The following is a 21,823-nucleotide window of genomic DNA, read 5'->3' on the forward strand; positions in this document are numbered from 1 at the left end:
GGGGCGGGCCGGCCGATCAGCGGGCGGCACGCCCGGCCGTCACCCGTCTGCCGGGGCCACATCACGCAGCAACTGGGTGAAGGCCGCCTCGTCGACGACGGGCGTGCCGAACGCCTTCGCCTTGACCGTCTTGGACGTCGCCGACTCGGGGTCGTTGGTCACCAGGAGGCTGGTCAGCCGCGAGACGCTGGTGGCGACGTGCAGGCCCGCCTCGATCGCCCGGTCCTCCAGCAGCTCCCGGTCCACGGAGGTGTCGCCGGAGAAGGCCACCCGCATCCCCTGGACCAGCGGCTTGCCCATGACGTACCGGCCGGGGTTGGGGTAGGGGCAGGCGGGGCGCCTGCGCGAGGGCCGCCAGCTGTTCTGGCCGTACGAACTCCGGCCGTACGACGCCTGGTAGCCGATCCGGGGAGTCGCGGGGGAGTCGGACCACTCGGTCAGCGGACGGCATTCGAGCAGCGGCAGCCGCACTCCGTCGCGGGCGGCGGTGTGCAGACTCGGCCGGAACGCCTCGGCCAGCACGCGCGCGTCGTCCAGGGCGTGGTGGGCCCGCTGCTGGATGACGCCGAAGTGCGCGGCGAGCGACTCCAGTTTGTGGTTGGGCAGCGGCAGTCCGAGCTCCTTGGACAAGGCAATGGTGCACAGCCGCTGCCGGGTGGGTGCGGTGCGCCGCGCGCGGGCGTACTCCCGGGCGATCATCGACCAGTCGAAGATGGCGTTGTGCGCGACGAGGACCCGGCCGTCGAGCCGCTCGGCGAACTCACCGGCGATGTCGCCGAAGAGCGGCGCGCCCTCCAGCACATCGCTCGTCAGACCGTGGATCCACACCGGACCCGGATCCCGCTCCGGGTTGACGAGCGTGTACCAGTGGTCCTCGACATTGCCCCGGGCGTCGAGGCGGTACACGGCAGCGGAGATTATCCGGTCGTCACGGGCGAGTCCGGTGGTCTCCACGTCGACGACCGCGTACCCCTCGGGATACGCGGTCGGCCACGCTGTAGCTGCGGTTGTACGGTCGTCGAGCATGGTCACAGAGAATACGGGTCCGCACTGACAGCGCCCGAGGCGCCCGCTCCCGGGCGCGGGCCGCCTGCCTCGCGCGCCCCCTCGGGGCGCCCGGCACCGGCCCAGGCCACAGGGCCGAAGGTCTCAACCGACGTCGGTGGCAGGCGTCTCCAGCAGGGCCCGCACCAACGCCCGTACGGACGACGCGAAAAGCTTCTCAGGGTTTGCCGGTCTCGCCAGCGCGCGGGCCAGCGCCGGGTCGTGCTCCGCCGTCCCGGCGTCCCACAGGTCGCGCTCGCCGGGCGACTGGACCGGTGAGCGTTCCCGGTTGCGCTCGACCAGGACGAAGCCGACGACCTGGAACTGCACGGCGCGCACCGCGTCGGCGGCGCGCGCACCGCGCAGCCCGGCGGCGTGCACCTCGTGCACGAGCGCCCGCTGGGCGGGCAGGAACATCCGTTCCGTGAGCCCTCGTTCATGGACCATCGCGATCAGATGGGGCCGCTCGCGCAGCTCACGGCGCAGCCGTACGGCGACCGAGACCACGCGCCGGGCGGGCGTGCGGCCGGTCGGCCGGATCGCGCCCATCTCCTGGACCGTGCGCTCGACGAGTGCGTCGAGGAGCGACTCGCGATTGCCGACGTGCCAGTAGATCGAGGTGACGGCCGTGCCGAGTTCGGCGGCGAGCCCCCGCATCGTCAGCGCGGCCGGGCCGTGCTGTTTCACGAGTGCCGCGGCCGCCTCCAGGACCTCGTCGCGGGTCAGGGCGGTGCGTGGCATGGTGCCCCCAACTCTCCTGCGTGCACGGCAACTTCTCGTGCGTGCACGGCTCTTTACCCTTCATCGGCCGCGGTGTAACTGTGTTACAGACCCCCCGGAAAGGCATCCACCACGAAGGGCGGCACCCATGGCACGCGTACGGTACGGCGCGCGCACCGAGGCGGAGATCGCCGCGGCCCGCGCATCCAGCTCCAGACTTCCCGACATCTGGTCCACCGGAGTGGTGGCGGTGTGGGAGAGCGACCCGGACGCGGTGGCGGCCGTCCTGCCGCCGCCGCTCAAGCCCACCGAGCGCCCGCTCGTCCGGGCGGCCATCAGCAGGGTCGAGCTGCCCGGCCATCCGCTCGGCGCGGGTTCGGTGGCGGTCGCGGCGCGGCACGACGGGCGCGAGGGCTGGTACCCCCTCGTGATGCCGATGACCCACGAGCGCGCCCTGATCGGCGGGCGGGAGGTCTTCGGCGAGCCGAAGAAACTGGGCGAGGTCGGCGTGGAGCGCGACGGTCTGGTCGTCCGGGCCGCGCTCGCCCGGCACGGCATCGCCTTCGTCGAGGTGCGGGGCGCGGTGGAGGGACCGCTTCCGCTGCCCGAGCCCGCCGAGAAGCTCGACTTCTACTTCAAGTTCCTGCCCGCGGTCGACGGCCGGGGCTTCGACGCCGACCCCGTCCTCGTGCACTGTGTCCGCAACGAGAAGGTCCGCAAGCTGGAGCGGCTCGTTGGGGACGTGGTGCTCCGCGAGTCGGTGTACGACCCCGTCGCCGACCTTCCCGTACGGCGGATCGTCGAGCTCACCATCGGCGAGAAGACCACCGACCAGAAGGGCTACGTCGCCGAGCGGGTGAGCGCCCGGGCGCTGCTGCCCTTCGTCCATCAGCGCTACGACGACCCGCAGCAGATCCTCGACGGCCCTCCCGCCGGGAGCGTCTGATGGAACTGAGGCGGGGACAGGTCGCCGTCGTCACGGGCGCGGCGAGCGGCGTCGGGCGTGCCATGGCCCGGCGGTTCGCCGCCGAGGGGCTGAACGTGGTCCTCGCGGACGTCGAGGAGGCGGCCCTGCGCAAGGCGGCCGGCGAACTCGCCGCCGACGGCGCCCGGGTGCTCGCCCACGCCGTCGACGTCGGCGACCGCGCCTCCGTGGTCGCGCTCGCGGACGCCGCGTACGAGACGTTCGGCGCCGTCCATGTGCTGTGCAACAACGCGGGCGTCGGCTCCGGCGCCGAGGGCCGGATGTGGGAGCACGAGCCGAACGACTGGCAGTGGGCCTTCGCCGTCAACGTCTGGGGAGTCTTCCACGGCATCCAGGCCTTCGTTCCGCGCATGATCGCGAGCGGCGAGCCGGGCCACGTCGTCAACACCTCCTCGGGCGACGGCGGAATCGCGCCCCTGCCGACCGCGTCCGTGTACGCCGTCACCAAGGCGGCCGTCGTCACGATGACCGAGTCCCTGTACGCGCATCTCAGGGCTGAGCACGCGCGCGTGGGCGCGTCCGTGCTCTTCCCCGGGCCGCACATGCTGCGCACCAGGCTGTGGGAGTCGCACCGCAACAGGCCCGAGCGGTACGCCAAGGAGCGGCCCCGCCGGACGCCCTACCGCAGCCTCGACCAGTGGGAGACGGCGATGAAGGACGCCGGTCACGAGGTGACCTTCACACCGGTCGAGGAGGTCGCCGCGTTCGTCGTGGAGTCGATCCGCGCCGCCCGCTTCTGGATGCTGCCGGCCAGTGAGCACAGCGACCGGCAGATCCGCGCCAGGTCGCAGTCGATGCTCGACCGTGCCGACCCCTCGTATCTCGAGCACTTCATCCTGGGCTGAGGAGCGACGATGACCGAGCCGAACGACCCGTACCTGATCATCTCCTCCGACTGCCACGCCGGGCTGCCCACCGAGCGGTACCGGCCCTATCTCGACTCCCGTTTCCACCGGGACTTCGACGTGTTCCTCGCCGGGCGCGACCGCCGCCACGAGGAGATGACCCGGCTCGGCGTACGCAACGAGGCGTTCGCCGAGAAGTGGTTCAGCGACAACGAGGAAGGCCTCAAGGGCGGCTGGGACCCGGCTCAGCGGCTCAAGGAGCTCGACGGCGACGGAGTGGCGGGCGAGGTCGTCTTCCCCGACGCGGACGCCGTCGACAGCCAGACCGCCGCACCCTTCGGGGTGGGGCTCGGGCTCTCCGGGGACCAGGACCCGGAACTCGGCATGGCGGGAGCACGGGCGCACAACCGCTGGCTGGCCGAGTTCGTCTCCGAGAACCCCGAGCGTCACTGCGGCGTCGCCCTGCTGCCCATCACGGCGGAGCCCGCGACGGTGGTCGCCGAGGTCCACCGGGCCAAGGAGTCCGGGCTCGGCGCGCTGATGATCCCCTCGATGTGGGTGGACAGGGCGCCCTATCACGACCGGCGCTACGACCCGGTGTGGGCGGCCGCGGCGGAGACCGGCATGCCGGTCCTCACCCACTCCGGCGCGGCCCCCCGGCACGAGTACGGCGACCACCTCGGCATCTATGTCTCGGAGGTCACCTGGTGGCCGGCCAGGCCGCTGTGGTTCCTGCTCTGGTCCGGCGTCTTCGAGCGCCACCCGGGCCTGAGGTTCGGTATCGCCGAGTCCGGCTGCTGGTGGCTGCCCAACCAGCTGTGGTTCATGGACCGGCTCTACCTCGGGGCGCACGGCGGCAAGAAGCTGTCGCCGTTCGCGGAGCTGAAGCGCCCGCCGAGTGAGTATCTCGACCGTCAGATCTTCATCTGCGCCACCAACACCAAGCGGCGCGAACTTGCCCAGCGGTACGAGATCGGCGTCGACAACATCCTCTGGGGCAGCGACTTCCCGCACCCGGAGGGGACCTGGCCCGACACGCGCGCGTGGCTGGCGAGAACCTTCCACGACATCCCGGTGGCCGAGACCCGCCGCATGCTGGGCCTGGCCGCGGCGGACGTCTTCGGCTTCGACACCGCGGCCCTCGCCCCGCTCGCCCGCCGCATCGGACCGACCCCGGGCGAACTGGGCCAGTCGCAGGACCAGAGTGCCGTCGAGGCATCGTGGGCGAGGTCGCGCGAGGTGGGCCGCCACTGGCTGACCGACCACGACTTCCCGGTCCTTGGGGCCTCGTCATGACGGACCGCTACACCGTCATTTCCGCCGACTGCCACGCCGGGGCCGATCTCCTGGACTACAAGCCGTACTTGGAGAAGACGTACCACGACGACTTCGACGTCTGGGCGGCGGGCTATGTCAACCCGTACGAAGACCTGGTCGCCGACACCGCCGACCGCAACTGGAACTCCGAGCGCCGGCTGTGCGAGCTGGAGGCCGACGGCATCGTCGCCGAGGTCGTCTTCCCCAACACCATCCCGCCGTTCTTCCCCAGTGCCTCGTTGCTGGCCCCGGCGCCCACGCGGGAGGAGTACGAGCGGCGCTGGGCGGGTCTGCGCGCCCACAACCGCTGGCTCGCCGACTTCTGTGCGGCGGCGCCCGGGCGGCGCGCCGGTGTCGCGCAGATCCTGCTCAACGACGTCGACGAGGCGGTCCGTGAGATCCGCCGCGCCCACCGGTCCGGTCTCACCGGCGGGATCCTGCTGCCGGGCACCCCGCCGGGCTCCGGACTTCCCGAGCTGTACTCGCAGACGTACGACCCGATCTGGGCGGTCTGCGACGAGCTGGGCGTCCCCGTCAACCACCACGGGGGCTCGGCCTCGCCGCCGCTCGGCGAGGAGCCCGCGGCCCGTGCGGTGTTCATGGTGGAGACGACCTGGTTCTCGCACCGGGCCCTGTGGCATCTGATCTTCGGCGGGGCCTTCCGCCGTCACCCGGACCTGACACTGGTCCTCACCGAGCAGGGCTCGGGGTGGATCCCGGGCGTGCTCGACATGCTGGACTACTACCATGGGCGGCTCGTCGCGGCGGCGACCCGCGCCTCCACGGCCGAGTCCAAGTTCGGTGCGGGGCTGGCCGCTTCGATGGGCCGGGGACCGAGCGAGGTCTGGCGCGACAACTGCTTCGTCGGCGCCAGCTTCATGCGCCCGCACGAGGTTCCGCTGCGTGACCGGATCGGCCTCGACAAGATCATGTGGGGCAGCGACTATCCACACGACGAAGGCACCACCCCGTACTCCCGCGAAGGCCTCCGCATCGCCTACGCGGGGCTGCCGAGGCACGAGGTCGCGGCGATGGCCGGCGGCAACGCCGCCCGCGTCTACGGCTTCGACCTCGGCCTCCTCGATCCCATCGCGGCCGAAGTCGGCCCGACCGTCGAGGAGATCGCCCGGCCGCTGACCGCGATCCCGGTGCGGGCGACCAGCCCCGCGTTCGCGCGGGGCGGGTCGGTGCGCGTGTGGTGAGGAGGAGGGTGAGACCCTCCCGGAGTGACTGACACACCGCACGACGAAGCCCACGGCGGGGGGCTCGGCACGCGCCTCAACTGGTTGCGCGCCGCGGTCCTCGGCGCCAACGACGGCGTCGTCTCCACCGCGGGCCTCGTCGTCGGTGTCGCCGGGGCCACCGGCTCGCGCTCGGCCCTGCTCACGGCGGGCCTCACGGGACTGCTGGCCGGTTCGATGTCCATGGCGGCAGGTGAGTACGTCTCCGTCTCCACCCAGCGCGACTCGGAGAAGGCTGCCCTGGCGCAGGAGCGGCGCGAGCTGCGCGAACAGCCGGTGGAGGAACTCGATGAGCTGACCGGGCTGTTGGCGGCCCGCGGTCTGTCGCGGGAGGTGGCACGCGAGGCGGCGGAGCAGCTCACCGAACGCGACGCGCTGCGCGCCCACGCGCGCGTGGAGCTGGGCATCGACCCGGACGAGCTGGCCAACCCCTGGCATGCGGCGGGTGCGAGCTTCCTCGCTTTCACGGTGGGGGCGCTGCTGCCGCTGCTGGCGATCGTGCTGCCGCCCTCCTGGCTGCGGCTGACGGTCACGGTCCTGTCGGTGCTCGCGGCCCTGGCTCTGACGGGCTGGTGGAGCGCACGCCTCGGCGCGGCGGCGGTGGCACCCGCGGTGCTGCGGAACATGGGCGGGGGAGCGCTGGCGATGGCGGTCACCTATGCGGCCGGATCCCTGCTCGGCGCGGTGGGCGTCTGACATCGCCCTGCGCGGCGGCGCCGCGCCCGTGCGCGCGTCCATCCCGCAACTGCTCCCCGACGTCCTGGACGCGCCCCTCGCCCCCTCGCCCGTCTTCGACCTGTCGGTCGGCCTCGACGGTGTCCCCGCGGGCTACCGGGCCATGGACGAGCGCACCGCGCTGACGGTCCTCATCAAGCCGTAGGTGCTCTGTCCGCCAAGGGCCGGACGCGAAACTCGCGTCCGGCCCCGAAAAGTGCCGCGGTGAGCGGCTGTTACCGGCGGACCGCGTCCAGAGCGTCCGCGACGCCCGTGCCGTAGAAGCCGTTGTAGCGCTTACCGCCCTCGCACACCGCGTCGATCGTGCCGTCGCCGTTGATGTCGTACGGGTCGGTGCAGGCCGTGTCGTCGGCCTCCCCGTACAGCAGCGCCTTGATCGCCGCCGCGGAGGCATGCAGGTGCTTCGACTTGATCAGCGCGACGACGCCCGCGACATGCGGCGACGCCATGGACGTACCGGCCTTGTAACCGTACTTGCCGCCCGGCAGCGTCGACAGGATCCGGCCGTCGACGGCCGGCGCGTCCGGCTTCTGGAAGGCGGTCGAGTCACCGCCCGGGGCGGAGATGTCGATCATGCCGAGGCCGTAGTTGGAGTACGAGGACTTCAGACCCTTCGCGCCGAGCGCCGAGACGGTGACGACTCCGGGCAGCTGGGAAGGGATGTCCAGGCACTCGCGCGGGTTGATGACCCGCTCGACCGGGGTGGTGTCGTTCGGGCTCGTCGTGTCCGTGATCGCGTCGGAGGCGAGGTCCGTCTCGGAGTTGCCGGCCGCGGCGACGTTGACGGTGCCCTTGCGTTCCGCGTACCGGGTGGCGCGCGTGACGGCCTCCACCAGGGCGCCCTGGTCGGGGTCGTTCTTGCAGTTGAACAGCCACGGGTCGGTGTAGTAGCTGTTGTTGGTCACATCGACGCCGTGCTCGGCGGCCCAGACGAAGCCGCAGACGACCGACTCGGTGTAGAAGAAGCCCGCCGTGGTCGCCACCTTGATGCCGGCGACCTTGACGCCCGGGGCGACACCGGTGACACCGACGCCGTTCTTGGCCGCGGCTATGGTGCCCGCGACGTGCGTGCCGTGGTCGCTCTCGCCGACGGCGGGCCGCCAGGAGCCCGGGGTGGTGTCCGGCTTGCCGGTCACGCAGTTGGCCGACGCGTTGACGTCGAAGTTCGGCGCGAGGTCGGGGTGCGTGTCGTCGACGCCGGTGTCGATGACAGCGACCGTGACCTTCTTGCTGCCCAGGGTCTTCTCATGGGCCTTGTCCGCCTTGATGGCCGGCAGGTCCCACTGAAGGGGCTCCAGCGGGTCCTGGCCCGCCTCGGCCTGCGACGCTGCCGCCTTCGCCTCCTGGGCGGTCAGCGGACGCTCGGAGTTGATCGAGTTGTCGCTCGCGGCGGCGATCGGCGCGGTGCGCGTCGCGCCGGCCGACTGCACGCCCCGGACCTTACGGATCGTCTTGGCGAAGTCGGGGTTCTGCGAGTGGACGACTATGACGCCTATCTGGTCATAGGCGATCACCACCGAACCGCCGGCCTTGGCTATCGCCTTCTTCACCGACGTGGCGGTGCTGTGGCCGCCCTTCACGTTCACGACGTACGACAGCTTCGGGCCGTCGGTCACCACCGTGGCGGGGACCTCGTCCGCCGGGGCCGCCGAGGCGGCTCCCGCGGGAAGGAAGCCGAGCGAGGCAGTGAGCGCCAGACCGATGGGCAGGGCGAGTGCGCGTCGTCGTCTGGATCCCAGATGAGCCATGGGTTCTCCACATCATCCGTGACAACCGCCCGGACACAGGGTGCGAATGGGCGGGTACATGACCAGCGAAGCTATCGCCGATCACGCGCCGCCAGCAATGAGTTCATGAGGAAAGCGGAAGAAAAAGGCCGACGTTGAACCGGTTCGGCGTGCTCTCCGTGCCGTTGTCAGGGGGTGGAGCAACATCAAAACCACCCCCGACAGTGAGGTCGTCCCCATGTCCTTTCCCACCGCACCCGTGTCGCGAGGAGATTCCGTGGCCACCGATGCACCGCCGCCCCCGGGCGTAGCGGAGACCAGCCCCGCCCAACCCACGACAGAGTCGTTCGTCGAGGTGCAGGAGAGCGCGGAATTCGGCGAACTGCGCCGCGCGTACCGCTCCTTCGCCTTCCCGCTGACCGTCGCGTTCATCGCCTGGTACCTGCTGTACGTACTGCTGTCGAACTACGCCGGCGGCTTCATGGGCACGAAGCTGTTCGGCAACATCAACGTCGCCCTCGTCTTCGGACTCGCCCAGTTCGCCACCACGTTCCTCATCGCCTGGCTCTACTCGCGTCATGCCGCGGCCGAGCTCGACCCGAAGGCCGAGGCGATCAAGTCCCGCATGGAGGCCGACGCATGAGCGCGCCGCACGCCGCGAGTCCCGCCGTCCTCCTCGCCGCCGAGGGCGCGAGCGAGCACCGCCCGCTGATCATCACGCTCTTCGCATGCTTCGTCGTCGCCACCCTGGTCATCACCGTGTGGGCCGGACGCCAGACCAGGAGCGCCGCCGACTTCTACGCGGGCGGGCGCCAGTTCACCGGGTTCCAGAACGGGCTCGCGGTCTCCGGCGACTACATGTCCGCCGCGTCGTTCCTCGGTATCGCCGGCGCCATCGCTCTCTTCGGCTACGACGGCTTCCTCTACTCCATCGGCTTCCTCGTGGCCTGGCTGGTCGCGCTGCTGCTGGTCGCCGAGCCGCTGCGCAACTCCGGCCGGTACACGATGGGAGACGTCCTCGCCTACCGGATGCGCCAGCGTCCGGTCCGCACCGCCGCCGGCACCTCCACCATCGTCGTCTCGATCTTCTATCTGCTGGCGCAGATGGCGGGCGCCGGTGTGCTGGTCTCGCTGCTGCTCGGCATCACCAGCGACGCAGGCAAGATCGCGATCGTCGCCCTGGTCGGCGTCCTGATGATCGTGTACGTGACCATCGGAGGCATGAAGGGCACCACCTGGGTGCAGATGGTCAAGGCGGTCCTGCTCATCGCGGGCACCGTCCTGATCACCTTCCTGATTCTGCTGAAGTTCAACTTCAACCTCTCCGACCTGCTCGGCAAGGCCGCCGAGAACAGCGGCAAGGGCGCGGCCTTCCTGGAGCCGGGACTCAAGTACGGCGCCACGGGCACGTCGAAGCTGGACTTCATCTCGCTCGGTATCGCGCTGGTCCTCGGCACCGCGGGACTGCCGCACATCCTGATCCGCTTCTACACGGTGCCCACCGCCAAGGCCGCCCGTAAGTCCGTCAACTGGGCGATCGGCATCATCGGCGCGTTCTATCTGATGACGATCGTGCTCGGCTTCGGCGCCGCGGCCATCCTCAAGCCCGGGGACATCATCGCCTCGAACAAGGCGGGCAACACCGCGGCACCGCTGGCGGCCCTGGAGATCGGCGGTGGCTCGGGCTCCACCGGAGGCTCGATCCTGCTCGCGGTGATCTCCGCGGTGGCCTTCGCCACGATTCTCGCGGTGGTGGCGGGCCTGACCCTGGCGTCCTCGTCCTCGTTCGCGCACGACATCTACGCCAACGTCATCCGCAAGGGCCAGGCCACCGAGAAGGAAGAGGTACGCGCCGCCCGCTGGGCGACCGTCGCCATCGGTATCGTCTCCATCGCACTCGGCGCGATGGCCCGCGACCTGAACGTCGCAGGCCTGGTCGCCCTCGCCTTCGCGGTCGCCGCGTCGGCGAATCTGCCGACGATCCTCTACAGCCTGTTCTGGAAGAGGTTCACCACCCAGGGCGCCCTGTGGTCCATCTACGGCGGCCTGGCCTCGGCCGTGGTGCTGGTGCTGTTCTCGCCGGTCGTCTCCGGCAAGCCCACCTCCATGTTCAAGGGAGCGGACTTCTACTGGTTCCCGCTGGAGAATCCGGGCATCGTCTCGATTCCGCTGGGCTTCCTGCTCGGCTGGCTCGGCACCCTGCTCTCCAAGGGGGAGCCCGACAAGGGAAAGTACGCGGAGCTCGAGGTCAAGTCGCTCACCGGGATCGGAGCGCACTGACCGGGCATCGTACGCATCGAGGACAGGGCCGTGTCGTAGAGTCCTACGACACGGCCCTGCAGCGCCTCGTGACAATCGGCCCCACGCGTTGTCGGACCGCTGGCGTAGGCTCGGAAGCAATATGATCCGCCTAGCGGGGAGGGGGCCCACAGTGCTCATCGACACCTATGGCCGTGTGGCCACTGACCTGCGCGTTTCACTGACCGACCGGTGCAATCTGCGCTGCACGTACTGCATGCCCGAAGAGGGGCTCCAGTGGCTCGCCAAGCCCGATCTCCTCAGTGACGACGAGATCGTCCGGCTGATTCGCATCGCCGTCACCGACCTCGGTGTCACCGAGGTCCGCTTCACCGGCGGAGAGCCGCTGCTCCGGCCCGGCCTGGTCGGGATCGTCGAGCGCTGCGCGTCCCTGGCACCCCGCCCCACGATGTCGCTGACCACCAACGGCATCGGGCTCAAGCGCACGGCGAGCGCCCTCAAGGCCGCCGGCCTGGACCGTGTCAATGTCTCGCTGGACACCCTGCGGCCCGACGTCTTCAAGACCCTCACCCGGCGTGACCGCCACCACGATGTGCTGGACGGCCTGGAGGCCGCCCGCGCCGCGGGCCTCACCCCCGTCAAGGTCAACACCGTCCTGATGCCGGGCCTCAATGACGACGAGGCCCCCGAGCTGCTCGCGTGGGCCGTGGCCCACGACTACGAGCTGCGCTTCATCGAGCAGATGCCGCTCGACGCACAGCACGGCTGGAAGCGTGACGGCATGATCACCGCGGGTGACATCCTCGCCTCCCTGCGGACGCGCTTCACGCTCACCGCAGAGGGCGACGAGGCCCGTGGCTCGGCGCCCGCGGAGCGCTGGATCGTCGACGGAGGACCCCAGCGGGTCGGGGTCATCGCCTCGGTCACCCGCCCCTTCTGCCGTGCCTGCGACCGCACCCGGCTCACCGCCGACGGACAGGTCCGCACCTGTCTGTTCGCCCGCGAGGAGACGGACCTGCGGTCCGCGCTGCGTTCGGACGCGCCGGACGAGGAGATAGCCGGCATCTGGAAGCTGGCGATGTGGGGCAAGAAGGCTGGCTCGGGCCTCGACGACCCGTCGTTCCTGCAGCCCGACCGCCCGATGTCAGCGATCGGCGGCTGAGCCGGAGCCGGGACCCTTCTCCCACTCGTCGAGCGTCACGACATCCTTCAGAAAGCCGCGCAGGCCAAGGAAGTTGGACAGATACTCACGGTGCTCGTCACAGGCGAGCCAGGTCTTGCGGCGCTCGGGAGTGTGCAGCTTCGGGTTGTTCCACGCGAGCACCCAGACGGCGTCGGCGCGGCAGCCCTTCGCGGAGCAGATCGGGGTCTCGTCACTCACTCTGGCGCACTCTTACGTCCGTATGGAAGGCCGTCACATGGCGACGCCGAGCAGCCACGGGGGGAGCTGCCCGGCGTCGGTCCGTCGCTCCGACGGGGGATGCGGAGCGCCTACGAAGTATGTCACGGGGAGTGGGGTGCGGTGCACCGGAACTTCACGATTGATCTGAGCTTTTCGTGAGCTTCAAAGGACCTGGCAGGCCCCCTGGAGTCAGCTCTGCTCCCGCTCTTTCGAGCTCTGCGGACCGCTTTCCGATTCCGTCCCGGGCTCCGAAACGGTGGGCTCGGTGTAGGGCGCGATCATGGGCCGGGAGGGGGTGGAGACGAAGGTCGATGGCAGTGAAGGGGCGTTCTCCCGGCCCGCGTTCGCGATCACCACGGAGATGTAGGGGAGTATGCCACCGACCACCAGCGCCACAATCGCCACATGGCGTTCCACGCTCCACAGGACGGCGGCGAGAATCACCGCCACGGTCCGCACCGACATCGAGATCACATAGCGACGCTGCCTGCCGCGCACATCGTCGGCGAGACCCTGGCGCGCGCCGGTGATCCGGAAGACCTCCGCACTGCCATGCTTCCGCATCACGTTCCACCACCCGAGTTTCCGCGCCGGACGCTCCCCGGTCCCGACGCCTTCCACGGTACGCCGCGCATCCGACAGCTACGAGAGCGGGTCGCCTCCCGGCTGCGTGCCCGGGCTGCGGCGTAGCGTGTATGGGCTTGCCCGACATGCGCTGTATGACGGGTGGCCCGAGACTGGCGGCATCACTGCTCACGCAGAGCCGTACCTGGAGGCAGCCATGAGCTGGTTGTGGGCCATCATCGTGGGATTCGTTCTGGGCCTGATCGCCAAGGCGATCATCCCCGGCAAGCAGCACATTCCCCTCTGGCTGGCCACCATCTGCGGTATCGGCGGTGCCGTCATCGGCAACTGGCTCGCAGTGCTGTTCGGGATCGACGAGACCAAGGGGATCGACTGGGGTCGGCACGTCCTGCAGATCGCAGCGGCCGTCCTGATCGTCTACCTGGGGGAGAAGGCCTACACGGCGGTGAAGGGCAACAAGAGACAGCGCGCCTGAACGAACGGCGTCCGGGCGGGATGCCCGGACGCCGTTCCGCGAGCCGTGCCTCAGGCCGAGGTGACCTCGACCGCGGCGAGGTTCTTCTTGCCACGGCGCAGTACCAGCCACCGGCCGTGCAGCAGATCCTCCGTCGCCGGCACCGCGTCCTCGGCGGTGACCTTGGCGTTGTTCACATAGGCCCCGCCCTCCTTCACGGTGCGGCGGCCGGCCGACTTGCTGGGCACCAGACCGACCTCGGCGAACAGGTCCACCACCGGTCCCAGCTCCGTGACCTGGGCGTTCGGCAGCTCGGAGAGCGCGGCGCGCAGCGTCGGCTCATCGAGCTCGGCCAGTTCGCCCTGACCGAACAGAGCCTTCGAGGCATGGACGACCGCCGCGCACTCGTCCGCGCCATGGACGAGTGTCGTCAGCTCCTCCGCAAGCGCCCGCTGGGCAGCACGCGCCTGTGGCCGCTCCTCGGTCAGCTTCTCCAGCTCCTCGATCTCCTCGCGGGACGTGAAACTGAAGATCCGCAGGAACTTGGAGACATCACGGTCGTCCGCGTTCAGCCAGAACTGGTAGAAGGCGTACGGAGTGGTCCGCTCGGGGTCGAGCCAGACCGTTCCGCTCTCCGTCTTGCCGAACTTCGTGCCGTCGGCCTTGGTGATCAGCGGAGTGGCCAGCGCGTGCACCTCGGCCTGCGGCTCGACCCGGTGGATCAGGTCGGTGCCCGCGGTGAGGTTGCCCCACTGGTCGCTGCCGCCGGTCTGGAGGGTGCAGCCGTACCGGCGGTTCAGCTCCAGGAAGTCCATGCCCTGCAGGATCTGGTAGCTGAACTCGGTGTAGCTGATGCCCGTGTCGGAGTTCAGCCGCCGGGCGACCGCCTCCTTCGCGATCATCTTGTTGACCCGGAAGTACTTGCCGACATCACGCAGGAAGTCGATCGCCGACAGCCCCGACGTCCAGTCCAGGTTGTTGACCATGGTCGCGGCGTGCGGGCCCTCGAAGTCGAGGAACCGCTCGATCTGCCCCCGCAGCCGCTCCACCCAGCCCGCGACGACCTCCGGCGCGTTCAGCGTGCGCTCGGAGTTCGGCTTCGGGTCGCCGATCAGACCCGTCGCGCCGCCGACCAGACCCAGCGGGCGGTTGCCCGCCAGCTGGATCCGGCGCATGGTCAGGATCTGGACCAGGTTGCCGAGGTGCAGGCTGGGCGCGGTCGGGTCGAAGCCGCAATAGAACGTGACAGGACCGTCCGCGAACGCCTTGCGCAATGCGTCCTCGTCAGTGGAGAGGGCGATCAGCCCGCGCCACTGCAGTTCGTCGACGATGTCCGTCACGTCTCTCGCGTCTCCTTCGCTGTGCCAATAGACGTGTACGAGGTTATACGCCCTGGCTGACCGAACTCATATTGAAATCCGGGACCCGGAGCGCGGGCATCGCGGCCCGGGTGAACCAGTCACCCCACTCGCGCGGCAGCGTCTTCTCGGTCCGGCCCGCCTCGGTCGCCCGCGAGAGCAGATCGACGGGCGACTCGTTGAACCGGAAGTTGTTCACCTCGCCGACCACTTCGCCGTTCTCCACGAGATAGACGCCGTCCCGGGTCAGCCCCGTCAGCAGCAGCGTCGCCGGGTCGACCTCGCGGATGTACCAGAGGCAGGTCAGCAGCAGACCGCGCGCGGTGGCCGCGACCATCTCGTCCAGCGAACGCTCCCCGCCGCCGTCCAGGATCAGATTGCCGATCCCCGGCGCGACCGGCAGCTTGGTCAGGGCGGCGCTGTGCCGGGTGGTGACCAGGTGCTCCAGCGTCCCCCCGCGCACCCAGTCCGTCGCCGACAGCGGCAGACCGTTGTCGAAGACGGAGGCGTCGTCCCCGGAGGAGTGCGCGATCACGAACGGCGCGGACTCGAGCCCCGGCTCGTTCGGGTTGCTGCGCAGGGTCAGCGGAAGCTCGGAGAGCTTCTCGCCGACGCGGGTGCCGCCACCCGGCTTGGAGAAGACCGTACGGCCCTCTGCCGCGTCCCGGGCGGTCGACGACCACAGCTGGTAGATCAGCAGATCCGCGACCGCGGTCGGCGGCAACAGCGTCTCGTACCGGCCGGCGGGCAGATCGATACGGCGCTCGGCCCAGCCGAGCCGCTGCGCGAGCTCCGCGTCGAGCAGGCCCGGGTCCACGTCCTTGAAGTCCCGGGTGGAGCGGCCCGCCCAGGCGGACCGGGAGCGGTCGGGGGACTTGGCGTTGACCTCCAGCGTGCCGTTCGGCTGGTCGTGGCGCAGCCGCAGCCCCGTGGACGTGCCGAGATAGGTGGTCGTCAGCTCGTGGTTGGCGAAGCCGTACAGCTCACGGCCACCGGCCCGTGCGCGGGCGAAGGCCTCACCCAGCGCGGGGGCGAAGTCCGCGAAGACACCGGAGGAGGTCTCGGCGGGCGCGTCGGTGAAGTCGGGGGAGTCAGGGACGCCGGTGACGAGCGGCTGGGCGTCCTCGGCGGGACCGGCCCCACGGGCGGCGGTCTCCGCGGCCCGTACGAGCGGTGCGAGGTCGTCGTCGGTGACGGCGGACCGCGAGACGACACCGGACGCGGTGCCCTCGGCGCCGTCGACGGTGGCGATGACGGTCAGGGTGCGGCCACGGGTGACGCCGTTGGTGGTCAGCGCGTTGCCGGCCCAGCGCAGATTGGCCGAGGAGTGCTCGTCGGCGATGACGACGCAACCGTCGGCCGTGGACAGCTCCAGGGCCCGCTCGACGATCTCGTGCGGCTTGCTGCTGCGGCTCATCGACCGGCCTCCTGCGTGGTGTTGAGGATGTTCACTCCGCGGAACAGCGCGGACGGGCAGCCGTGGGACACCGCCGCGACCTGGCCCGGCTGGGCCTTGCCGCAGTTGAAGGCGCCGCCCAGGACATAGGTCTGCGGGCCCCCCACCTGCTCCATCGAGCCCCAGAAGTCCGTCGTCGTCGCCTGGTACGCCACATCGCGCAGCTGACCGGCCAGCCTGCCGTTCTCGATGCGGAAGAAACGCTGCCCGGTGAACTGGAAGTTGTACCGCTGCATGTCGATCGACCACGACCGGTCGCCGACGACATAGATCCCGCGCTCGACGCCCCCGATCAGATCGTCCGTGGACAGACCGCCCGGGTCCGGCTGGAGGGAGACGTTCGCCATACGCTGCACCGGCACATGGGCGGGGGAGTCCGCGTACGCGCAGCCGTTGGACCGGCCGAGGTCCGTCAGCTTCGCGATCCGCCGGTCCAGCTGGTAGCCCACCAGCGTGCCGTCCTTGACCAGGTCCCACGACTGCGCCTCGACGCCCTCGTCATCGAACCCGATCGTGGCGAGACCGTGCTCCGCCGTCCGGTCGCCCGTCACGTTCATGACCGAGGAGCCGTACGCCAGCTTCCCCAGCTTGTCGAACGTGGCGAAGGACGTCCCGGCGTAGGCCGCCTCGTACCCCAGCGCCCGGTCCAGCTCCGTCGCGTGACCGATCGACTCATGGATGGTCAGCCACAGGTTCGACGGATCGACCACCAGGTCGTACCGACCCGCCTCGACGCTCGGCGCGCGCATCTTCTCCGCGAGCAGCGACGGGATCCGTTCCAGCTCCCAGTCCCAGTCCCAGCCCGTGCCGGACAGATACTCCCAGCCGCGCCCCACCGGCGGGGCGATCGTGCGCATCGAGTCGAACTCGCCGGTCGTCTCGTCGACGGCGACCGCGGTCAGCTGAGGATGCAGGCGCACCCGCTGCTGCGTGGTGACGGTGCCCGCGGTGTCCGCGTAGAACTTGTTCTCCTGGACGGTGAGCAGCGACGCGTCCACATGCGCCACGCCGTCCGCGCGCAGCAGCCGGCCGCTCCACTCCGCGAGCAGCGCCGACTTCTCCTCGTCGGCCACCTCGAACGGATTGATCTCGTACGAGGAGATCCAGGTGCGGTCCGCGTGCACCGGCTCGTCCGCCAGCTCCACCCGCTCGTCGGAGCCCGCTGCCGCGATCACCTTCGCCGACAGCTTGGCCATCGCGACCGCCTGGCCCGCGACCCTGGCAGCCGCGTCCATGGTCATGTCGACCCCGGAGGCGAACCCCCAGGCGCCGCCGTGGACCACACGCACCGCGTAACCGAGGTCGGTGGTGTCCGACGATCCGGCGGGCTTGGCGTCGCGCAGGCGCCACGCCGCACTGCGTACGCGCTCGAATCGGAAGTCGGCATGCTCGGCGCCGAGCGCACGCGCCCGGGCGAGCGCCGCGTCGGCGAGTGCCCGCAGCGGCAGCGCTGTGAAGGCTTCGTCGATGGAATGAGGCACGGATGTCTCCTGTCGTCGAGACGGGTCGCCCCCGATCATGTCGCGCCGGAGTGGCCATTGCCCAGCGGCATTCTGTAGGGACCCGACAGTGACTGGATGAAGGCGCTGTCAGGGCCCGATTCTCCGTGAAGGGGAGGGGACCGATAGGTTTTCGCAGTACCAGACCACTATCGAAAGGGTGATCCGTTGAGCCGCTCGGTTCTCGTCACCGGAGGAAACCGGGGCATCGGCCTCGCCATCGCCCGCGCGTTCGCCGATGCCGGCGACAAGGTCGCCGTCACCTACCGATCCGGCGAGCCGCCGGCCGGCTTCCTGGCCGTCAAGTGCGACATCACCGACGCCGAGCAGGTGGAGCAGGCCTACAAGGAGATCGAGGAGAAGCACGGTCCCGTCGAGGTGCTGGTGGCCAACGCCGGCGTCACCAAGGACCAGCTGCTGATGCGGATGTCCGAGGAGGACTTCACCTCCGTCCTCGACACCAACCTCACCGGCACCTTCCGGGTCGTCAAGCGAGCCAACCGCGGCATGCTGCGCGCGAGGAAGGGCCGCGTCGTGCTGATCTCCTCCGTCGTGGGGCTCCAGGGCTCCCCGGGGCAGGCGAACTACGCCGCCTCGAAGGCCGGCCTCGTCGGCTTCGCCCGCTCCCTCGCCCGTGAGCTGGGCTCGCGGAACATCACGTTCAATGTTGTCGCCCCCGGATTCGTCGACACCGACATGACCCGGGTCCTCAGCGACGAGCAGCGCGCGGGCATCGTCGCCCAGGTGCCGCTCGGCCGCTACGCGCAGCCGGAGGAGGTCGCCGCCACGGTGCGCTTCCTCGCCTCCGACGACGCCTCGTACATCACTGGAGCCGTCATCCCCGTTGACGGCGGATTGGGCATGGGTCACTGATCACATGAGTGGAATCCTCGCCGGCAAGCGCATTCTGATCACCGGTGTCCTGATGGAGTCCTCCATCGCCTTCCACACCGCCAAGGTGGCTCAGGAACAGGGCGCGGACGTCATCCTCACCGCGTTCCCGCGGCCCACCCTCACCGAGCGCATCGCCAAGAAGCTGCCCAAGCCCGCCAAGGTCATCGAGCTCGACGTCACCAATGACGAGCACCTGGCCCGGGTCGAGGACGTCGTACGCGAGGAGCTCGGCGGTCTGGACGGAGTCGTCCACTCCATCGGCTTCGCGCCGCAGGACGCGCTCGGCGGCAACTTCCTCAACACGCCCTTCGAGTCGGTGTCCACCGCGATGCACGTCTCGGCGTTCTCGCTGAAGTCGCTGACGATGTCCTGCCTGCCGCTGATGCAGGAGGGCGGCTCCGTCGTCGGCCTGACCTTCGACGCGCAGTTCGCCTGGCCGCAGTACGACTGGATGGGCCCGGCGAAGGCCGCCCTGGAGGCCACCAGCCGCTACCTGGCCCGTGACCTCGGCAAGCAGAATGTCCGCTGCAACCTGATCTCGGCCGGACCGATCGGCTCGATGGCCGCCAAGTCCATCCCGGGCTTCTCGGAGCTGGCGGACGTGTGGAACCACCGTTCCCCGCTGGAGTGGGACATGTCCGACCCGGAGCCGGCCGGTCTCGGCGTGGTCGCGCTGCTCTCGGACTTCTTCCCGAAGACCACCGGCGAGATCGTCCACGTCGACGGTGGCGTGCACATGATGGGCGCATAGCCCCTCGTACGACGACGCCCCGCTCCCCGCTCCGTGCCGGGGAGCGGGGCGTCGCCCGTTCGGCTGCCAGCGCGCGCGGTGTGCCTCCGCGGCGGCGAGGCTTGAGAGGCAATCCCCCTTGTGGTGCAGCCGCGGCCCGGCGGGCCGCAGTACAGCCGAGGAGGTCCTGATTGTGCCTACGACCTGGCGTTTCGCCTCCGCACTGATCGCGGTGACAGTGACGCTGTTCGCGGCGCCCACCGCTGCCTCGCTGCCGTACAGCCAAGAGCCTCTGCCCCGGACACCGGTCAAGCCCCCGACCTACGAGGCCGACTGCCGCACCGTCGTCGACGGCTCCCGCGCCACCGCCTACTGCCACAATCCGTACCCCTCCACCGACCGTGTCCGCCTGCATGTCGAGTGCGATCGCTGGTGGGACATCGACGTGGACAGCGCGCCCGTCGAGGTGGGCCCGGCCGACTACGCCGAGCTCACCGACCGCTGCTGGAAAGAGGTCCGCACGGTCTGGGTCAGTCATCAGCCTCTGAAGGACTCCGCAGGCACATGAACGGGTAACCGGCCGCCTCTGTGGCCGCGGCGTCGCCGTCGCCCGCGCGGATGGCCTCGACCATCCGCGCGTGGTCCATGTGGTTCTCCGGGCGCAGTTCATGGCCTACGTCGTCGCGCAGCCAGTCCCGGAGCAGATCGCCGAGGTCGGCGTAGAGCTCGGTGAGCACCTCGTTGTGCGAGGCGGCCACCACCGCCAGGTGGAAGGTGGCGTCGGCGGCGACGAACCGTTCGGCATCACCCGTCGCCCACGCCTCCTCGCGGCGGGCGAGGAGTGTGTCCAGCTGCCGCAGATCCCGAGGGGTACGACGCTCGGCGGCGAGCCTCGCGGCCGATGACTCCAGGGTGGAGCGCAGCTCGGCGACATGGCGGGGGTCGGCGTCGGCGAAGCGGCGGTGCATCACTCCGGCCAGCTCGCTCGTGGCCACGACATACGTCCCCGAGCCCTGGCGGATGTCCAGAAGACCGTTGTGCGCGAGGGCGCGGACCGCCTCGCGGACGGTGTTGCGGGCCACGCCCAGCTGCTCGACCAGCTCCGGTTCGGTGGGGATGCGTGAGCCCACCGGCCACTCGCCCGAGGTGATCTGGTTCCGCAGCTCGGTGATCACCTGGTCGGACAGCGCGGAACGCCGGGGGGAGGTCAACGCCATGGTGCTCCTTGCGTACGAAACGAGTTGAGGATTGGACAATCAATCATCCCATGATTCTATGATGGCCTCATGCCCGACGTGACCCGGACACAGACCCTGGCCGAGACCCGGACCCCGAGCCCCGCCACCACGGACCGTACCGCCGAGGCGGCCGCGTCCCCGCGCCCTTGGCTCACCCGGCTCATGATCGCCGGGATCGTCCTCGCGGCACTCAACCTCCGGCCCGCCATCACCAGTCTCGGCGCGCTCCTGGAAGAGGCTCGGACCGGGCTGCACATGAGCGGCAGCGTGGCCGGAGTGCTCACCTCCGTGCCACCCCTCTGCTTCGCGCTCTTCGGGATCGCGGCGCCCCGGCTGGCCCGCCGCTTCGGACCGGGCGCCGTCGTCTGCGCCGGCCTGGCGGCCATCGCCACCGGACTGCTGATCAGGCCCTTCGCGGGAGGCACGGCGGGCTTCCTCGCCGCCAGCGCGCTCGCCCTCATGGGCATCGCCGTCAGCAACGTCCTCATGCCGGTGATCGTCAAGCGCTACTTCCCTGATCGCGTCGGCTCCATGACCGGCCTCTACTCGATGGCCCTGGCGCTCGGCACTTCCATGGCCGCCGCCGCGACCGTGCCCATGACCGAGGCGCTGGGCGGCAGTTGGCGCGCCGGACTCGGGATCTGGGCCCTCCCCGCCGTCCTCGCCGTACTGCCCTGGATGGCCCTCCTGCGCGACCGGAGCGCCGCCGCACGGAGCACCCCGGCCGCACGGGACCAGCAGTCCCCGGCCCCCAGGATCACCCGCAGCCCCACCGCCTGGGCCCTCGGCTGCTTCTTCGGACTCCAGGCCACCGGCGCCTACATCACCATGGGCTGGATGCCCCAGATCTTCCGGGACGCGGGTGTCCCGGCCGGCACGGCCGGAGTGCTGCTCGCCGTGACCATGGTGATGGGCGTGCCGCTCGCCTTCGTCATCCCGAGGCTCGCCACCCGGATGAAGACCCAGGGCCCGATCGTCGTCGCCCTCGGACTGTGCGGACTGACCGGCTACGCGGGCCTGTTTCTCGCCCCCGCCGCGGGAGCCTGGGCCTGGGCGCTGCTGCTGGGCATCTCCAACTGTGCCTTCCCTCTCGCCCTCACCATGATCGGCATGCGGTCGAGGAGCGGCGCCGGAGTCGTACGCCTCTCGGCCTTCGCGCAGTCGACCGGCTATCTGATCTCCATCCCCGGCCCGCTCCTGGTCGGCGTCCTCTACCAGCACAGCGGCGGCTGGGGGCCGCCGGTCGCGCTGATGGCGGGGCTGATCGTGCCCCAGATCGCGGTCGGCATCCTCGCTGGAAGGGACCGGACGATCGAGGACGAATGCTGAGGTGC

The 21,823-nt window shown here is 70.2% G+C and carries 22 protein-coding genes and 1 pseudogene; 14 read left to right on the plus strand and 9 right to left on the minus strand.

What is annotated here, in order from left to right; translation table 11 throughout:
- Positions 1–39 precede the first annotated feature (39 nt).
- Both OG293_RS28450 and OG293_RS28455 read right to left on the minus strand, forming a co-directional pair.
- A complete protein-coding gene (locus OG293_RS28450; protein WP_406001630.1) occupies positions 40–1,026 on the minus strand; it encodes a DEDDh family exonuclease in 987 nt (328 codons plus the stop codon).
- A gap of 123 nt (positions 1,027–1,149) precedes the next feature.
- Positions 1,150–1,785, minus strand: a complete 636-nt coding sequence (locus OG293_RS28455; RefSeq protein WP_406001631.1) for a TetR/AcrR family transcriptional regulator — start codon at positions 1,783–1,785, stop codon at positions 1,150–1,152.
- 127 nt (positions 1,786–1,912) lie between these two features.
- On the opposite strand from OG293_RS28455, the gene OG293_RS28460 reads away from it, so the two are divergent.
- From OG293_RS28460 to OG293_RS28485, 6 genes and pseudogenes are all read left to right on the plus strand, one after another.
- Positions 1,913–2,710, plus strand: coding sequence for an acetoacetate decarboxylase family protein (locus OG293_RS28460; RefSeq protein WP_406001632.1), 798 nt, complete (start codon positions 1,913–1,915; stop codon positions 2,708–2,710).
- Positions 2,710–3,594, plus strand: a complete 885-nt coding sequence (locus OG293_RS28465) for an SDR family NAD(P)-dependent oxidoreductase (protein WP_406001633.1) — start codon at positions 2,710–2,712, stop codon at positions 3,592–3,594. The genes OG293_RS28460 and OG293_RS28465 overlap by 1 nt, the downstream gene beginning before the upstream one ends.
- 9 nt (positions 3,595–3,603) lie before the next feature.
- Entirely contained in the window at positions 3,604–4,890 is a 1,287-nt protein-coding gene (locus OG293_RS28470) for an amidohydrolase family protein (protein ID WP_406001634.1), read from the plus strand.
- Positions 4,887–6,113, plus strand: a complete 1,227-nt coding sequence (locus OG293_RS28475; protein WP_406001635.1) for an amidohydrolase family protein — start codon at positions 4,887–4,889, stop codon at positions 6,111–6,113. The genes OG293_RS28470 and OG293_RS28475 overlap by 4 nt, the downstream gene beginning before the upstream one ends.
- A gap of 24 nt (positions 6,114–6,137) precedes the next feature.
- Entirely contained in the window at positions 6,138–6,848 is a 711-nt protein-coding gene (locus OG293_RS28480; RefSeq protein WP_406001636.1) for a VIT family protein, read from the plus strand.
- Positions 6,847–7,032, plus strand: a pseudogene (locus OG293_RS28485) (IMP dehydrogenase); the annotation flags it as partial. The gene OG293_RS28480 and the pseudogene OG293_RS28485, both read left to right, overlap by 2 nt.
- A 70-nt stretch (positions 7,033–7,102) precedes the next feature.
- Here the strand turns inward: OG293_RS28485 and OG293_RS28490 are convergent.
- The gene (locus OG293_RS28490) at positions 7,103–8,635 is read right to left on the minus strand and encodes a S8 family peptidase (RefSeq protein WP_406001637.1); all 1,533 of its coding nucleotides are present in this window, start codon (positions 8,633–8,635) and stop codon (positions 7,103–7,105) included.
- A gap of 256 nt (positions 8,636–8,891) precedes the next feature.
- Here OG293_RS28490 and OG293_RS28495 point away from each other — a divergent pair, with 256 nt between their 5' ends.
- The 3 genes from OG293_RS28495 (at position 8,892) to moaA (ending at position 12,035) form a co-directional block, all read left to right on the plus strand.
- Positions 8,892–9,257, plus strand: a complete 366-nt coding sequence (locus OG293_RS28495) for a DUF485 domain-containing protein (RefSeq protein WP_406001638.1) — start codon at positions 8,892–8,894, stop codon at positions 9,255–9,257.
- The gene (locus OG293_RS28500) at positions 9,254–10,894 is read left to right on the plus strand and encodes a cation acetate symporter (RefSeq protein WP_406001639.1); all 1,641 of its coding nucleotides are present in this window, start codon (positions 9,254–9,256) and stop codon (positions 10,892–10,894) included. The genes OG293_RS28495 and OG293_RS28500 overlap by 4 nt, the downstream gene beginning before the upstream one ends.
- Before the next feature lie 151 nt (positions 10,895–11,045).
- Positions 11,046–12,035, plus strand: a complete 990-nt coding sequence (gene moaA / locus OG293_RS28505) for a GTP 3',8-cyclase MoaA (RefSeq protein WP_406001640.1) — start codon at positions 11,046–11,048, stop codon at positions 12,033–12,035.
- Here moaA and OG293_RS28510 read toward each other — a convergent pair.
- Positions 12,018–12,254, minus strand: coding sequence for a hypothetical protein (locus tag OG293_RS28510; RefSeq protein ID WP_406001641.1), 237 nt, complete (start codon positions 12,252–12,254; stop codon positions 12,018–12,020). The genes moaA and OG293_RS28510 overlap by 18 nt on opposite strands.
- Positions 12,255–12,464: 210 nt before the next feature.
- The gene (locus OG293_RS28515; RefSeq protein ID WP_406003739.1) at positions 12,465–12,839 is read right to left on the minus strand and encodes a DUF3099 domain-containing protein; all 375 of its coding nucleotides are present in this window, start codon (positions 12,837–12,839) and stop codon (positions 12,465–12,467) included.
- A gap of 217 nt (positions 12,840–13,056) precedes the next feature.
- On the opposite strand from OG293_RS28515, the gene OG293_RS28520 reads away from it, so the two are divergent.
- The gene (locus tag OG293_RS28520) at positions 13,057–13,335 is read left to right on the plus strand and encodes a GlsB/YeaQ/YmgE family stress response membrane protein (protein WP_406001642.1); all 279 of its coding nucleotides are present in this window, start codon (positions 13,057–13,059) and stop codon (positions 13,333–13,335) included.
- 50 nt (positions 13,336–13,385) lie between these two features.
- Here the strand turns inward: OG293_RS28520 and tyrS are convergent, their stop codons facing one another.
- Genes tyrS through OG293_RS28535 form a run of 3 tightly spaced genes read right to left on the minus strand, consistent with a single transcriptional unit; the run spans position 13,386 to position 17,609 of the window.
- Complete coding sequence (tyrS, locus tag OG293_RS28525; RefSeq protein ID WP_406001643.1) at positions 13,386–14,654, minus strand: tyrosine--tRNA ligase; 1,269 nt, start codon at positions 14,652–14,654, stop codon at positions 13,386–13,388.
- 43 nt (positions 14,655–14,697) lie between these two features.
- Positions 14,698–16,089, minus strand: a complete 1,392-nt coding sequence (locus OG293_RS28530) for a metallopeptidase TldD-related protein (RefSeq protein WP_406001644.1) — start codon at positions 16,087–16,089, stop codon at positions 14,698–14,700.
- Positions 16,086–17,609, minus strand: a complete 1,524-nt coding sequence (locus OG293_RS28535; protein WP_406001645.1) for a TldD/PmbA family protein — start codon at positions 17,607–17,609, stop codon at positions 16,086–16,088. Before OG293_RS28535 ends, OG293_RS28530 begins: the two co-directional genes overlap by 4 nt.
- Positions 17,610–17,795: 186 nt before the next feature.
- Here OG293_RS28535 and fabG point away from each other — a divergent pair, with 186 nt between their 5' ends.
- The 3 genes from fabG to OG293_RS28550 all read left to right on the plus strand — a co-directional run bounded on the left by fabG (position 17,796) and on the right by OG293_RS28550 (position 19,819).
- Positions 17,796–18,500, plus strand: a complete 705-nt coding sequence (gene fabG, locus OG293_RS28540; protein ID WP_406001646.1) for a 3-oxoacyl-[acyl-carrier-protein] reductase — start codon at positions 17,796–17,798, stop codon at positions 18,498–18,500.
- A 4-nt stretch (positions 18,501–18,504) separates the two neighbouring features.
- Positions 18,505–19,272: an enoyl-ACP reductase FabI gene (gene fabI, locus OG293_RS28545; RefSeq protein WP_406001647.1), complete on the plus strand. Its 768-nt coding sequence runs from the start codon at positions 18,505–18,507 to the stop codon at positions 19,270–19,272.
- A gap of 172 nt (positions 19,273–19,444) precedes the next feature.
- Positions 19,445–19,819 carry a hypothetical protein gene (locus OG293_RS28550; RefSeq protein ID WP_406001648.1) on the plus strand — a complete coding sequence of 125 codons (375 nt, stop codon included), beginning with the start codon at positions 19,445–19,447 and terminating at the stop codon, positions 19,817–19,819.
- On the opposite strand, the gene OG293_RS28555 is transcribed toward OG293_RS28550, so the two are convergent.
- Complete coding sequence (locus OG293_RS28555; RefSeq protein WP_406001649.1) at positions 19,782–20,468, minus strand: FadR/GntR family transcriptional regulator; 687 nt, start codon at positions 20,466–20,468, stop codon at positions 19,782–19,784. The two genes, OG293_RS28550 and OG293_RS28555, sit on opposite strands and share 38 nt — an antisense overlap.
- Positions 20,469–20,537: 69 nt before the next feature.
- Between OG293_RS28555 and OG293_RS28560 the strand changes: the two genes are divergently transcribed.
- Positions 20,538–21,818, plus strand: a complete 1,281-nt coding sequence (locus OG293_RS28560) for a CynX/NimT family MFS transporter (protein WP_406001650.1) — start codon at positions 20,538–20,540, stop codon at positions 21,816–21,818.
- Positions 21,819–21,823: the final 5 nt, after the last annotated feature.

The organism is Streptomyces sp. NBC_00829, assembly GCF_045161795.1.
GTDB lineage: Bacteria > Actinomycetota > Actinomycetes > Streptomycetales > Streptomycetaceae > Streptomyces.